13 protein-coding genes are annotated in these 14,156 nt (G+C 72.3%); 7 read left to right on the top strand and 6 right to left on the bottom strand.

Going from position 1 to position 14,156, the window contains the following annotated elements; translation table 11 throughout:
• Nucleotides 1-22: 22 nt before the first annotated feature.
• The 3 genes from ACWDZ7_RS13690 to ACWDZ7_RS13700 form a co-directional block, all read right to left on the bottom strand.
• Entirely contained in the window at nucleotides 23-1,462 is a 1,440-nt protein-coding gene (locus ACWDZ7_RS13690; RefSeq protein ID WP_451796866.1) for a M20/M25/M40 family metallo-hydrolase, read from the bottom strand.
• A complete protein-coding gene (locus ACWDZ7_RS13695) occupies nucleotides 1,455-2,288 on the bottom strand; it encodes a M55 family metallopeptidase (protein WP_451796867.1) in 834 nt (277 codons plus the stop codon). Before ACWDZ7_RS13695 ends, ACWDZ7_RS13690 begins: the two co-directional genes overlap by 8 nt.
• Before the next feature lie 117 nt (nucleotides 2,289-2,405).
• Nucleotides 2,406-3,413 carry a helix-turn-helix domain-containing protein gene (locus tag ACWDZ7_RS13700; RefSeq protein ID WP_451796868.1) on the bottom strand — a complete coding sequence of 336 codons (1,008 nt, stop codon included), beginning with the start codon at nucleotides 3,411-3,413 and terminating at the stop codon, nucleotides 2,406-2,408.
• A 130-nt stretch (nucleotides 3,414-3,543) separates the two neighbouring features.
• Here ACWDZ7_RS13700 and ACWDZ7_RS13705 point away from each other — a divergent pair, with 130 nt between their 5' ends.
• Nucleotides 3,544-4,581, top strand: a complete 1,038-nt coding sequence (locus tag ACWDZ7_RS13705) for a saccharopine dehydrogenase family protein (protein ID WP_451796869.1) — start codon at nucleotides 3,544-3,546, stop codon at nucleotides 4,579-4,581.
• Between the two features lie 144 nt (nucleotides 4,582-4,725).
• Entirely contained in the window at nucleotides 4,726-4,974 is a 249-nt protein-coding gene (locus tag ACWDZ7_RS13710; RefSeq protein WP_451796870.1) for an SCO4226 family nickel-binding protein, read from the top strand.
• Nucleotides 4,975-5,059: 85 nt separating this feature from the next.
• Here the strand turns inward: ACWDZ7_RS13710 and ACWDZ7_RS13715 are convergent, their stop codons facing one another.
• Complete coding sequence (locus ACWDZ7_RS13715; protein WP_451796871.1) at nucleotides 5,060-5,431, bottom strand: ArsR/SmtB family transcription factor; 372 nt, start codon at nucleotides 5,429-5,431, stop codon at nucleotides 5,060-5,062.
• Between the two features lie 223 nt (nucleotides 5,432-5,654).
• On the opposite strand from ACWDZ7_RS13715, the gene ACWDZ7_RS13720 reads away from it, so the two are divergent.
• A complete protein-coding gene (locus ACWDZ7_RS13720; protein ID WP_451796872.1) occupies nucleotides 5,655-7,730 on the top strand; it encodes a heavy metal translocating P-type ATPase in 2,076 nt (691 codons plus the stop codon).
• Here the strand turns inward: ACWDZ7_RS13720 and ACWDZ7_RS13725 are convergent.
• Together ACWDZ7_RS13725 and ACWDZ7_RS13730 are read right to left on the bottom strand one after the other, a co-directional pair.
• Nucleotides 7,660-8,145: a Fur family transcriptional regulator gene (locus ACWDZ7_RS13725; RefSeq protein ID WP_451796873.1), complete on the bottom strand. Its 486-nt coding sequence runs from the start codon at nucleotides 8,143-8,145 to the stop codon at nucleotides 7,660-7,662. The genes ACWDZ7_RS13720 and ACWDZ7_RS13725 overlap by 71 nt on opposite strands.
• 17 nt (nucleotides 8,146-8,162) lie before the next feature.
• Entirely contained in the window at nucleotides 8,163-9,617 is a 1,455-nt protein-coding gene (locus ACWDZ7_RS13730; protein ID WP_451796874.1) for a GHMP family kinase ATP-binding protein, read from the bottom strand.
• A 248-nt stretch (nucleotides 9,618-9,865) separates the two neighbouring features.
• On the opposite strand from ACWDZ7_RS13730, the gene ACWDZ7_RS13735 reads away from it, so the two are divergent.
• The 4 genes from ACWDZ7_RS13735 (at nucleotide 9,866) to ACWDZ7_RS13750 (ending at nucleotide 14,155) form a co-directional block, all read left to right on the top strand.
• Nucleotides 9,866-10,858, top strand: a complete 993-nt coding sequence (locus tag ACWDZ7_RS13735; protein WP_451796875.1) for a pyridoxal-phosphate dependent enzyme — start codon at nucleotides 9,866-9,868, stop codon at nucleotides 10,856-10,858.
• Between the two features lie 89 nt (nucleotides 10,859-10,947).
• Nucleotides 10,948-11,784, top strand: coding sequence for a Rossmann-like domain-containing protein (locus ACWDZ7_RS13740; protein WP_451796876.1), 837 nt, complete (start codon nucleotides 10,948-10,950; stop codon nucleotides 11,782-11,784).
• Nucleotides 11,781-13,061 carry an MFS transporter gene (locus ACWDZ7_RS13745; protein ID WP_451796877.1) on the top strand — a complete coding sequence of 427 codons (1,281 nt, stop codon included), beginning with the start codon at nucleotides 11,781-11,783 and terminating at the stop codon, nucleotides 13,059-13,061. Before ACWDZ7_RS13740 ends, ACWDZ7_RS13745 begins: the two co-directional genes overlap by 4 nt.
• A 41-nt stretch (nucleotides 13,062-13,102) precedes the next feature.
• Nucleotides 13,103-14,155, top strand: a complete 1,053-nt coding sequence (locus tag ACWDZ7_RS13750; RefSeq protein WP_451797087.1) for a FecCD family ABC transporter permease — start codon at nucleotides 13,103-13,105, stop codon at nucleotides 14,153-14,155.
• The last annotated feature ends 1 nt before the right edge of the window (nucleotide 14,156 follow it).

Here is a 14,156-nt window from a genome sequence, read left to right on the forward strand (position 1 = left end):
TCCTTTACTTCCCCCATTTTTCCTAGGCCGTGCGCAGAAAGCGGTCGAGGACACGGACGCCGAAGTGCAGGGCGTCCACCGGGACGCGCTCGTCGACTCCGTGGAAGAGCGCCTGATAGTCGAAGCCCTCCGGTGTCCTCAGCGGCGAGAAGCCGTAGCCGGTGATGCCGAGCCGCGAGAACTGCTTGGCGTCCGTACCGCCCGACATGCAGTACGGCACGACGTGCCCTTCGGGCGCGAACTCCTCGACGGCCGCCCGCATCCTCGCGTACGTCGTCGAGTCGACCGGCGCCTGCAGCGCCACCTCGCGGTGGTGGAACTCCCAGTCGACGTCAGGGCCTGTGAGCAGGTCAAGCGTGTGGCGGAACTCTTCCTCGCCGCCGGGCAGAAAACGGCCGTCGACGTAGGCCACGGCCTCCCCAGGGATCACATTGACCTTGTAACCCGACTGGAGCATCGTCGGGTTGGCGCTGTTGCGGACGGTCGGCTCGACGAGCGCGGCGGTCGGGCCGAGCTTCTCCAGGAAGGCGTCGACGTCGAAGCCGGGTGCCTCGGGGTCGCTCTCCAGGCCGTAGAGCGCGGCGAGTCCGACGAGCCCGGCGCGCACGGTCGGGGTGATCCGCACCGGCCACCGGTGCTCGCCGATGCGGGCGATGGCGGCGGCGAGTCTGCTGACGGCGTTGGCGCGGTTGACCTTGGAGCCGTGGCCCGCCTTGCCGCGCGCGGTGAGCTTGAGCCAGCCCGTGCCGCGCTCCCCGGCGGCGATCGGGTAGATCTGGTTGCCCCTGCCGTCGTGGAAGGTGAAGGCACCGGACTCGCTGATGCCCTCCGTGCAGCCCTCGAAGAGCGGGGCGTGCCGGTCGGCGAGGTACCCGGAGCCGTCGGCGGCGCTGGCCTCCTCGTCGGCGGTGAAGGCGATCACGATGTCCCGCCTCGGCCGGATCCCGGTGCGCGCCCAGCTCCGTACGACGGACAGGATCATCGCGTCCATGTTCTTCATGTCGATCGCGCCGCGGCCCCAGACGACGCCGTCGCGGACCTCCCCGGAGAACGGGTCCACGCTCCAGTCGGCAGCCTCGGCGGGCACGACGTCCAAGTGGCCGTGGACGAGCAGCGCGTCGGCGCCCGGGTCCGTGCCCTCGATGCGGGCGACGACGTTCGTACGCCCCGGGGTGCGCTCCAGGAGCGTCGGGGTGAGGCCCGCGTCGGCGAGGCGTTCGGCGGCGTACTCGGCGGCGGGCCGCTCGCGGCAGTCGCCGCCGCCGCGGTTGGTGGTGTCGATGCGGATCAGCTCGGAGGTGAAGGTCACGACCTCGTCGAGCGCCCGCGCGTCCACCTGGTCGGGACGCTCGTGGTGCGCCTGGTCGTGGCGCTCCCGGTCGTGGTGGTGCTCCTGGTCGTCGTCCACGCGTTTGTCGTGCTCCTGATCGTCGTGCCCTTGGCCCTGAGCCGGGTCAGCCATACTGCTCCTCCACGGCGGCGTCGGCGATCGTCGTAACCGCCTTGAAGGTACGGATCCCCTCGTACATCGTCTCGCTGTCGTACGCGACCCTGCGCTCCCCCGTACGGCGCACTCCCGGTACGACGGTCGAGGCCATCGACAGATGTTCGGCGTCGAACTCGACCTCCACGGTGAACGGGCCGCCGGCCACCGGCTCATGGCATACGGCGAGCGCGGCGGCCTCCTTCGCCGCGGCGCGGATGTCGGCGGCGGTGCGGGCGGGGGTGCGGCAGACGGCGGCGTACCGCGAGACGTGGTCCTTGACCGCGACCTTCAGCGCGCCCGGCGCGTATCCGAGAGCGTCCTCGCAGGCCAGGTCGTCGCCGGTGACGAGCACGACGGGGACGCCGTACTCGGCGACGACATGCGAGTTGAGCAGCCCTTCGCTGGCGCGTACGCCGTTGATCCAGACGCCGGTGATCTGGTTGGCGAGGTAGGTGTGCGCGAGGACACCCTCCATGCCGGCGCCGGCGTGGTAGCCGACGAACGCGACGCCGTCCACGTCGCCGTGCTGCACGCCCTCCACCATGGAGAGCGACTTGTGCCGCCCGGTGAGCATCTGCGCCCGCTCGTCCAGCTCTTCGAGCAGCAGATTACGCATGGACCAGTGCGCTTCGTTGATGAGCACCTCGTCGGCGCCGCCGTCGAAGAACCCGAGCACGGCGGCGTTCACGTCCGAGGTGAACATCCCACGGCACCGCTCCCACTGCGCGGTGCCCGGCAGCACATCGGCCGGCCAGGTCACTCCGGTCGCGCCCTCCATGTCGGCGCTGATGAGGATCTTCATAACCTTCCACCATCCCCTCACGTCGGAGGAGCAAACAGTTCACGCTGACATCAGTCGCTGACAGAGCCCGCAGCGCAGCGTGAGTGTAGTCACAGGCCACTCCGGGGCACGGCGGTGTCAGCGGCCCGCGGGCGGATGCACGCACGGAGGCACCAGCGGGGCGCATGCGGACCGTTCCGCCCTCGCGGCCGACGAGCGGAACGTACGGCGATAGCTGTCCGGGGGCACGCCGAGGGTGCGGTTGAAGTGCCGCCGCAGTGTGGTGGCGGTGCCCATGCCGGTGGCGGCCGCGATGGTGTCGACGCTGTCGTCGGACTTCTCCAGCAGCTCCTGGGCGAGGCGGATCCTCTGGGCCAGCAGCCATCGCAGGGGCGTGGTGCCGGTCGTCGCGCGGAAGTGGCGGCCCAGGTGGCGTGAGCTCATCCGGGCCCGGCGCGCCAGGTCCTCCACGGTCAGTGGCTGGTCGAGCCGTTCGATGACCCAGGGGAAGAGGGCGGTGAGCGGGTGGTCGTCCCGCGCGGGCACCGGGGCGGTGACGAACTGGGCCTGACCGCCGGACCGGTGCGGAGGGACGACCAGGCGGCGCGCGACGGTGTTGGCGATCGATGAGCCGTGGTCGAGGCGGACGAGGTGCAGGCACAGGTCCAGTGCGGCGGCCTTGCCGGCGGAGGTGAGCACGCTGCCGTTGTCCACGTAGAGGACGCCGGGGTCGACCTCCACCTCGGGGTGGCGGGCGGCCAGGACGTCGGTGTGCGCCCAGTGCGTGGTGGCGCGCCCTCCGTCCAGCAGGCCGGCGGCGGCCAGTACGAACGCGCCGGTGCACAGGGAGGCCACGCGGGCGCCCGCGGCGTGAGCCGCTCGTACCGCGTCGACCAGTTCGGCGGGCGGTTCCACGTCGACGTCGGCCCAGCCGGGGACGATCACGGTGTCGGCGTACCTGAGGTGGTCGAGACCATGGTCGGGCTCCAGGCGGAACCGGCCGAAGGGCACGGTGTCCTGCCCGCAGACGGTGAGGTCGTACCAGGGGACGGTGACGGCGGCCGGGGCGGAGCCGAAGACCTCATGGGCGATGGACAGTTCGAAGTGCAGCATCCCGTCGGTGACGGCGAGCGCGACAGTGGCCATGTCCGAAAGTGTATGGGGCATGTCGTTCCAGACACTCACAGTTGATGGTTCAACTACGACAGGCTGTTCCCATCAGCCGAGCGCGGAACTGCACAGAACAGCAGCTCTGCACAGAACACAGGGAGAAGACATGGCAACGGGGCAGACAGTGACGGTGTACGGCGCATACGGGCACACCGGCCGGTTCGTGGTGGCACATCTGCGAGAGCGCGGATTCGTCCCGGTCCTCTCCGGGCGTGACGCCCACAAGCTGCGGGCGCTGGCGGACGAACACCCCGGAGCCGGACTCGACGTCCGCCCCGCGTCGGTCGACGACCCGGTCTCGCTCGACCACGCGCTGGCCGGGGCGGCATCCGTCATCAACTGCGCGGGGCCCTTCGCCACGACGGCCGCACCCGTGATCGAGGCGGCCCTGCGCGCCGGGATCCCGTACGTCGATGTGGCGGCGGAGATCGAGGCCAACGCCGACACCTTCGCGCGGTTCGCGGACCGTGCCCGTGCCGCGGGCACGGTGATCGTCCCCGCGATGGCCTTCTACGGCGGCCTCGGCGACCTGCTGGTCACCGCCGCCATGGGCGACTGGGACAAGGCCGACGAGGCGCACATCGCGTACGGCCTGAACAGCTGGGAGCCCACCGAGGGGACGCGCGCCGCGGGCAGAATCTCCGTCGAGCGGCGTGGCGGCCGCCGCGTCCGCTTCGCCAACGGGCGGCTGGAGTACCACAACGACGAACTGCCCACCCTGAAGTGGTCCTTCCCCGAGCCCGTGGGCCCGAGGGCCGTCATCGGCGAGTTCACGATGGCCGACGTCGTCACCGTCCCGAGCCATCTGCCCATCCCCGAAGTGCGCACGTATATGACGGTCGAGGCGGCCGGCGGCGTCGCGGCTCCGGACACGCCGACCCCCTCCGCGGTCGACGAGCAGGGGCGGTCCGCGCAGACTTTCCTCGTCGACGTCGTCGTACGCTCCGGGGACACCGAGCGGCGCGCCGTGGCAAGCGGGCAGGACATCTACGCCGTCACCGCGCCGCTCACGGTGGAAGCGGTCGACCGCATCCTCACCGGGCGGACCAGGACGGTCGGCGTCGCCTCCGCCGGCAAGCTCTTCGACGCGCCCGACTTCCTGAGGTCGCTGTCCCCGCACATCACCTTGGAGCCGCGCCCGTAACAGCCGTCGTCAGAGCCCACGGCCTGCTCGGTTCGAGCCCAGGCGCACAGTCGCCCTCAAGGCCGTACGGGCGCACGATGGAGATAGCGGAGCCGGAACGAACGAACGGGTATGCACGGGTATGCCGGAAGGAGGTGCGACGCCATGTCCCAGTTCATGGACGTCCACCACGGGATGCGGGGCATTACGGCCGACCAGCTGAAACAGGCCCACCAGGCCGACCTCGCCATCGAGAAGGAAGAAGGTGTCCACTTCCAGAAAGCCTGGGCGGACCCGCAGTCCGGCACGGTCTACTGCCTCTCCGAGGCACCCTCGGCCGACGCGGTCCAACGCATCCACGAACGTGCCGGCCACCGGGCCGACGAGGTCCACCAGGTGCCCTTGAGCGTGTGAGCGGCACCGTATGAACGACACCGGTACACCGTTGAGGTGGGCGGCTCGGCCCCGCCCACCTTCTCTGTTTTCAGGGCGTACCGGCTCAGTCGAGGTCGTCCCGTGCCGCGGGCAGGTCGCGGGCGCCGAGGCGCAGGTGCTCGATGTGGTAGACGGCCTCGTCAAGGAGCTGGGCCACGTGGTTGTCGTAGAGGCTGTAGACGATGCGGCGGCCCTGCCGTGAGCCGGTGACCAGGCCGAGGGCGCGCAGCAGGCGCAACTGGTGGGAGACCGCCGACTGTTCCATGCCGACCGCCTCGGCGAGCGCGCCGACGCCGCACGGTCCCTGGCGCAGCTTGGTGAGGATCATCAGCCGGGACGGGGTGGCGAGCGCCTGGAGGGTGGCGGCGATCGTGGCGGCGGAGTCCGCGTCGAGGTGCGTCGCAGGGGTGATCTTGCTGTCGACTCCGTGTCCCATGCGGCAATCCTACTCGGCGTACACTTGAAGACCTCTTCATGTGTTCGGCTATGGGGTGCGCCGCTTCTCCGGTGTGTGTGACGGCGCGCGTGAAGGCGTGTGTGACGGCGCGCGTGAAGGCGTGTGTGAAGGCGCCCGTGACGGTGCCGACGGCTTGACGTGCCGGACGCCTTGACGCGTGCCCGACGGCTCCCGACGACCCCCGACCACGAGGTGTGCTCCGATGTCTTCCGCTCTGGTGGGCGACCGGCCGACCCCGGCCCCCTCCCCCGGCTCCCCCGGCTCCCCCGCCGCGCCCGCGCGTGCGCGCCGTACGCGGCTGCTCGCTCTGCCCGAGGTGCGCTGGGCGGCGCTGGCCACGGCCGCGTTCCTGCTCGCGTTCCCGCTCGACCTCGCCGGGGCGCCCGCCTGGGCGTGGGGGCCGCTCTACGCCCTCTGTTACGCGGCCGGCGGCTGGGAGCCGACCGTGGCGGGGCTCCAGGCGCTGCGGGAGCGGAGCCTGGATGTCGATCTGCTGATGGTGGTCGCGGCTCTCGGCGCGGCGGCCATCGGGCAGTTCCTCGACGGCGGTCTGCTCATCGTCATCTTCGCCGTCTCGGGAGCGCTGGAGGCCCTCGCGACGCGGCGCACCGCCGACTCCGTGCGCGGCCTGCTGGACCTGGCACCCGCGATGGCGCTCCGGCTCACCGCTGAGGGCGGCGAGGGCGGCGAGGGCGGCGAGGGCGGCGAGGAGAGAGTGTCGGCGGACTCGCTGAGGATCGGCGACACCGTTCTCGTCCGACCCGGTGAACGGCTGCCCGCCGACGGCGCCGTGCTGGACGGCAGCAGCGAGGTCGACCAGGCGACCATCACCGGTGAGCCTCTGCCGGTGGCCAAGGAAGTGGGCGACGAGGTGTACGCGGGCACCCTCAACGGCACGGGCGCGTTGCGCGTCCGCGTCGGCCGTGACCCGTCCGACTCCGTCATCGCGCGCATCGTCGCCATGGTGGAGGAGGCGAGCGAGACCAAGGCGCCCACGCAGCTCTTCATCGAGAAGGTCGAGCAGCGGTACTCGGTGGGCGTGGTGGTGGCCACTCTCGCGCTCTTCGCCGTTCCGCTCGCGCTCGGCGCCGCGTTCACGGAGACACTGCTGCGGGCCATGACCTTCATGATCGTGGCGTCGCCCTGCGCGGTGGTGCTGGCCACCATGCCGCCGCTGCTCTCCGCGATCGCCAACGCCGGGCGCCACGGCGTGCTCGTCAAGTCCGCCGTCGTGATGGAGCGGCTCGGGACGGTGACCAAGGTCGCCCTGGACAAGACGGGGACGCTGACCGAGGGCGCGCCGCGTGTCACGGAGATCCGGACGCTGCCGGGCACGGACCTCACCGAGGACGAGGTGCTTGGTCTGGCCGCGGCCGCCGAGCACCCGAGCGAACATCCGCTGGCGCGCGCCGTGGTCGCCGCGGCCCGCGAACGTGGGCTGCCCCTGGAGAGCGCGCGGGACTTCGTCGCCGCTCCGGGGCGCGGGGTCCGCGCGGTCGTCGCGGGACGCGCGGTGCAGGTCGGCAGCCCGGACCGGCTCCTCGCCGGCGAATCCTCTCGTACGTCGGTGATGGCGGCGGACGCGATGACACGGGAGGCGACTACGGCGGCTGCGGCTACCGCTACCGCTGCGGACGACGACGCCCGCACCGTTGTACTCGTCGTGGTCGACGGCGTCCCCTCGGCCCTCCTGCGCCTCGCCGACCTGCCGCGCCCCGGAGCCGCCGAGGCCGTGGCCGGGCTGCGTGAACTCACCGGCTCCAGCCCCGTGTTGCTGACCGGCGACACGCCGCACGCCGCCGCACGCCTGGCGGAGGAGACCGGGATCGAGGATGTGCGGGCCGGGCTTCTTCCGCAGGACAAGGTGGCGGCCGTACGGGAGTGGGAGGGGCTGGGCGAGCGGGTCCTCGTCGTCGGGGACGGTGTGAACGACGCGCCCGCGCTGGCCGCCGCGCACAGCGGCATCGCCATGGGGCGGACCGGCTCCGACCTGACCCTGGAGACCGCCGACGCCGTGGTCGTACGGGACGAACTCGCCACCGTGCCCGCGGTCGTGGCGCTCTCCCGGCGGGCCCGGCGCGTGGTGGTGCAGAACCTGGTCATCGCCTCCGCGTGCATCGGCGCCCTGGTGGTCTGGGATCTGGCGGGACATCTGCCGCTGCCGCTCGGCGTCGCGGGCCACGAGGGGTCCACGGTCCTGGTCGGGCTCAACGGCCTGCGCCTGCTTCGCCGTTCGGCCTGGCGGCAGGAGGGCGGCACGGTCGGCACACGCCGCTGAGTTCGAGGGTGTGCTCCAGTTCGGCGAAGCCGGTCGTCTCGCCGAGGCGCTCGGCCCACGCCTCGACGTCCCGCGCGTCGACCGGCTGGCTGCGGCCGCAGCGGCGGCAGATGAGGTAGTGCCGGTGCTCGTCGGTGGGCCGCCGCAGATAGAGCCGCTCGCCGGTCTCGTCGCGTACGACGTCGACGAGACCGGCGCGGTCGAGGTGCCGCAGCGCGCGGTAGACGGTGGTGAGCCCGACCGCGCTGCCGGCCCCGACGAGCCGCCCGTGCAACTCCTGCGCGGAAACGAACTCCCGGCACCGCCCGAGTGCTTCCAGCACGGCGACACGCTGCGGAGTCCTACGCACCCCGACCCCCGCGTCCCCACGCCCCACCTCCTCAGCCACCACGCCCACACCCCCGCCCACACGCACGCGCCGCACCCCGCCGCTCACGGCAACGCCTCGCCCGCCGCCGGGGGCGGGGCGGACGCCGAGGGCGGGGCGGACGCCGAGGGCGGGGCGGACATCACGGCCGGAGCCAGTGCCGCAGGCTGGGCTGGCGCCGCCGACAGGTCGGACACCGAGGGCCGGGCGAACCCCGGAGGCGCGGCGGGCGCCAGGGACGGGCCGTCCACCACGGCCGGGGCCGGCGCCACGGGTAGGGCCGGCGCCGTCGACAAGCCAGACACCACCGGCCGACCGGACGCCACAGGCAGGGCGGACGCCGCAGGCGCGGTGGATGCCGAGGGCGGGGTGGATGGCACCGGCAGGGCGGGTGCCGTCGACAAGCCAGACACCACCGGCCAACCGGACACGGGACGCGGGGCGAGTGCCGCAGGCGCGGTGGAGACCGGGGGCGGGGCGGGTGCCCCGGGCAGGGCAGATGGCCCGGGCAGGGCGGACGCCGAGGATGGGGCGGATGGCGCCGTCAAGGCGGGGGCCGTCGGTAGGCCAGGTGCCGGGAACGGGGCGGGCCGCGTCGGCAGGGTGGGCGTCGCGCAGGCGGCGCTCCCGAAGCTCAGGGTTCTGTAGACCGTTACGCCGCCGGCGAGCTCCCCGCATGCCTGGGCCGCCGCCGTGACGCGGCGCGTGTACGCCGGGTCCGTGGCGTCGAGCAGGATGCCCAGGGTCGTACCGCTGTGTCCGACGGCCACGCCGAGGCCTCCGACATCGCGGCAGATCGCCCGCATCGGCTCCAACAGGGCTTTGTGCCGCAGGCGTTGGTTCATCAGGGCGCTGCGCGTCGCGATGCGGCCCACTTCCGCTAGGTCACGGGCGCGTACGGCCTCGGTGAGCCGGCCGAGGAGGTCGGCGTAGGCGCGCCGGTCGGCCGGGGTGAACGGCTTGGGGATGCGGTTGAAGTCCACCGTGTCGACCGAGCCGCCTTCGTCGACGCCGACCACGGCCATGGCGGGCAGCGACCCGAGGACCGCGCGGAGCCGCACGCTGCGGTGGTGGAAGGCGACGATCGCGGGGTAGAGCACGCCGTCGGTGGGTTCGATGCGGGACAGGAGCCGTTCGATCCGGGCGGGCGGCATGGCGACGCCGAGGGCCCGGCCGACCGCCCGCGCCGTGGCGACGAGGTCGGCGGAGGAGCTGGCGAGCCCCTTGCCCTCGGGGATCACGCTGCTGACGGTGAGCACCCCGCCGCGCGCCGACCGCGCCCCGCGAGGCGCCAACTCCGCGATCATGCGGGTGAGTCGGAGGGCTTTTGTTTTGCGCGGCGGCCAGACCTCCAGCTCTCCCGAGTCGGACTCCTGCCGGAACGTCGCCATGGTCCAGCGGGCGACGGGCAGCGTCACGAGGAAGTCCCCGTCCTCCTCCGGCAGCACGCCCTGGAGCAGCTCACCGAAGGTGCCGAAAGCCGTCCCCACCCCGGTTCCCATGCCCACCCCGGTTCCCATGCCCACCCCCGCTCCCGGCCTTCCTCCAGGGAACGGGCCCTGCCTCGGCAGGCGAGCCCCCGCTCCGGCCTCCTGGGACAGCTTCACGCGACTCCTCTCGACACGGCGGGGCACACAACGGCACCGCCGCCCCTCACGGACCAGTAAGGACCAGTGTGGCGACCTTACCCGGTCTTGACAATCATTTTCATCTAGTGTGATGCTCTCGGCGTCTTCCGCTCCGACGTCCCAACGGGGGGATCTCCGCCATGCACCCACACATCGCCGAAGCCGTGAAAAGACCCGATCTCATATCCCTCGAACCGGATCTGGCGTGCCTCCGGTTCGAGACCATGAAGATCTACTCGGCTCTCGGAGCCGTCCGCCACCTCCTCGAAACCGGTGCCGTCGAACCCGGCGACACCCTCATCGACAGCTCCAGCGGCATCTACGCCCAGGCCCTCGCACTCGCCTGTCACCGCTACGGAATGAAGTGCCACATCGTCGGCTCCACGACCGTGGACCGCTCCACGCGCGTACAGCTGGAGATACTCGGCGCCACGCTGGAGCAGGTCGCACCCTCCAAGAACCTGCGCCTGGACCAGGAGTTGCGGGTGCGCCGCATCGCCGAGATCCTGGCCGACAACCCCACGTACCACTGGATGCGGCAGTACCACGACGCCATCCACTACCACGGCTACCGCGAGGTCGCCGAGTCGGTCGACGAGGACCTCCCCGCCGGGCCCCTCGCGCTGGTCGGCGGCGTGGGGTCGGGGGCCTCGACGGGGGCCGTCGCCACGTATCTGCGCGAGGCAGGGCGGGATGTGACGCTCATCGGCGTACAGCCCTTCGGCAGCGTCACCTTCGGCTCCGAGCACGTCGCGGACCCGGACATGATCATCGCCGGGATCGGCAGCGCCATCGCGTTCCAGAACGTCCGGCACGAGCTGTACGACCGCGTGCACTGGGTCAACTTCGACAGCGCCGTCTCCGGAGCGGTCTCCCTGCTGCGCACCAGCGGCATCTTCGCCGGGCTCTCGGCGGGCGCCTCGTATCTGAGCGCCCTGTGGGAGCGGCGCAGGGACGACTCCCGTACGTACGTCTTCATCGCGGCCGACACCGGCCACCGCTACGTCGAGAGCGCCTACGCACGGCACCAACAGGCCCTGGGCATCGACACGTTGAAGCCGCACGAGATCACCTCGCTCGACCAGCTCAAGCACCCCTGGTCCACCACGGCCTGGCCCCCCGTCACCTCCTGAACGACCCGCTGAACCACCCGCTGAACCGCTTTCTGCACCACTTCCTGAATCACCCCTGAACCGCCCGGCGATCCCAGAGAGAAACACACATGCCGCACCCCACACCCCACACCGTCGCCGAGCTCACCGAAGCCGTCCTCGCGGGCGCCCACGGGCCCGACCCGGCCGAGCTCACCGTCACCAGCGCGTTCTGGCTGTACAACACCACTCGGCTGGCCGGCGGCGACGTCACGTACCACAACCACTACCTGCTGCTGCGCGTCGGCGACTCCTTCGGCGCCTGCTCCTTCGAAGCGGGCGAACTCGCCCCGGAGTTCTGTGAGAACGCCTCCGGCCACTCCCTGGACAAGCTCCTGCGCAACGAGTCCGCGCCGGTGCGGACCGCCGCCCTCGACGCCTATCTGGCGCGGGTGCGCCCGCACCGCGACGCCGACGACGCCGAGCGCGTCATGCTGCCCACCGGCACTCCGGAGGTCCGCGCCGAGGCCCGCGACGCCGCCGTGGCGGGGCTCCTCGACATCGCGCCCGGCGCCAAGGTCGCCCTGATCGGCGTGGTCAACCCCCTCGTCGCCGCGATACGGGAGCGGGGCGGCGTCTGTCTGCCCTGCGATCTGAATCTGCGTACGACCGCGTGGGGCGAGCCGGTCAGCGACGACATGACCGAGGTGCTCGCGCAGGCGGACGCGGTGGTCGCCACCGGCATGACGCTCAGCAACGGCACCTTCGACCTGATCCTCCAGCACTGCGTCGAACACCAGGTGCCGCTGACCGTGTACGCCCAGAGCGGCAGCGCCGTCGCCCGTGCCTTCCTCGGCGCGGGGGTCACCGGACTGAACGCGGAGCCGTTCACGTTCTCCCAGTTCAGCGCCGACGCCACGCCGATGTACCGCTACCGCGCCGCCCTCCCGAACGGAGCGGCCGCGTGAGCGTCGACGCCGTCAAGGGCCCCGCGGCGGACAAGGTCGAGGAGCCGGTACCGGGCGATCTGCGCATGGCCCGCACCCTGTGGCCGGTCCTGCTCGCCTCCGCGGTCGGCCTGCTCCCGTTCACCGTCTTCAGCACCTACCTCGTACCGATCGCCGACGAGGCGGGCAGCGGCGTCGCCGCGATGGGCGGTCTGCGCGGACTCGGCGGTCTCGCCGCCCTCCTCGTGGGCACCGCGCTCGCCCCGCTGATCGACCGGGTGCCCAGGGAGTGGGCGGTGGCGGGCGCGCTCGCCGCGCTCGGCCTCTCGGCGGCGCTCGGCGCCAGCGGCGACTTCGTGCTGCTCGCCGTGTTCTGCCTGCTCATCGGCGCCAGTACGGCCGTCCTCAACCCGGCGCTGACGGCCGCCGCCGCCGACCGCTTCGGCACCGGCAAGGCCGCGGGCCGCGCGGCGACCCTGGTCACCGCCACCCAGTCGATGACCGCCATGCTCGCGGCGCCCGTCATCGCGCTGCCCGCGCTGTTCTGGGGCTGGCAGGGCGACCTGTTCGGCGTGACGGTGGTGTCGCTGCTGCTCGCGGTGGTCTTCGTGGCCCGGCGCAGGAAGCAGCGGGAGGCGTCCCCGGTCGGCACTCCGCCCGAGCGGCGCCTCGGCTACCTCGCCTCGTTCAAGGCCCTGGCGGCGGTGCGCGGCGTGGTGCCGCTGCTGCTCATCGGGTTCCTGCGCACCGCCGTGTTCATGGGCTATCTGTCGTATCTCGCGGCCTTTTATGAGGAGCGGTTCGATCTCGACGCCGGGCTCTTCGCGTTCGTGTGGACGCTGAGCGGCGCGGCGTTCTTCGTCAGCAATCTGCTCACCGGCCGCGTCACCAACTCCGCCGCGCCGCGCGTCACCACGGAGCGGATGCTCGTATTCGGCCTGGTCGCCGCCCTCGTCTCCGTCGTGGGCTTCTACTTCACGCACTGGCTGCCGCTCGCCCTCGCCATGACCGCGCTGCACGCGGCGAGCCACGCGATCGTCGCCGCGTGCGTGGTCAGCCTCATCGTGCGGCGCTGCGGCACGACGCTGCGCGGCTCGGCGCTGAGCCTGAACGCGGCGGGACAGAGCCTCGGCGTGTTCGCCGGCGCGGCGCTCGGCGGCGCGGGCCTCGGCCTCGCCGGCTACCCCGGCACCGCCGTCGTCTTCGGCGCCCTGGTCGTCGCGGCGCTCGGCGCGGCCGTCCTGGTGCCGCGCGCGCACCGGGGCGACGACGAGGAGACGGAGGCCGAGACCCCGTGAGCACCGTCGTGGAGGCGGCACCCGCACCCGCGCGGGCCACCGTGCGGGAGCGGCTCGCCTCGCCCAGGGCCCTCGTCGTGACCTGCGTCGCGCTCTTCCTCGTCCTTGTCGTCTCCGTCGTCGTCGCCATCGGGCTCGGCGCCGCCTTCGTGACGCCCGCCGAGACCGCCCGCTATCTGTGGGCGGCGCTCAGCGGTGGGCGGATCGGCGCCGACGAGACGACGACGTACCAGATCATCTGGCAGATCCGGACGCCGCGCGTGCTGCTCGCCGCGATGGTGGGGGCCGGGCTGAGCGCGGTCGGCGTCGCCATCCAGGCGATGGTGCGCAACGCGCTCGCCGACCCGTTCGTCCTCGGTGTCTCCTCGGGGGCGTCGGTGGGCGCGGTCGGCGTGACGGTCACCGGCGGGCTCGCCGCGCTCGGCGTCTACGCCGTGTCGGCGGGGGCGTTCATCGGCGCGCTCGTCGCCTCGTTCCTCGTGTACGTCGCCTCGTCGAGCCGGGGTGTGCTCTCACCGCTGCGGCTCGTCCTGACGGGCGTCGCCATGTCGCTGGGCTTCCAGGCCGTCATGAGCGTGATCATCTACTTCGCGCCGGACAGCGAGGCGACCAGCATGGTCCTGTACTGGACCATGGGCAGCTTCGGCGCGGCCAGTTGGGGGTCGCTGCCCGTCGTCGCCGCGGTCGTCCTGCTCGGCCTGGCCGTGCTCCACCGCCACGGCCGGGCCCTGGACGTCCTCGCGCTCGGCGACGAGACCGCGGCGAGCCTCGGATACAGCCCCGACCGGCACCGCAGGTCCCTGCTCGTGCTCGTCTCGCTGATCACCGGCGTGATGGTCGCCGTGAGCGGCGCCATCAGCTTCGTGGGGCTCGTCATGCCGCACCTGGTGCGCATGGTGGTCGGCGCCGGGCACGCCCGGGTCCTCGCCGTCGCCCCGCTCGTCGGCGCGGTCTTCATGGTCTGGGTCGATCTGCTGTCCCGCACGGTGGTCGCGCCGCGCGAACTGCCGCTGGGTGTCATCACCGCGCTCGTCGGGGTGCCGGTGTTCATCGCGCTGATGCGCCGCAAGGGCTATGTGTTCGGGGGCCGTTGAG

This window comes from Streptomyces sp. NPDC003032 (genome assembly GCF_053591415.1).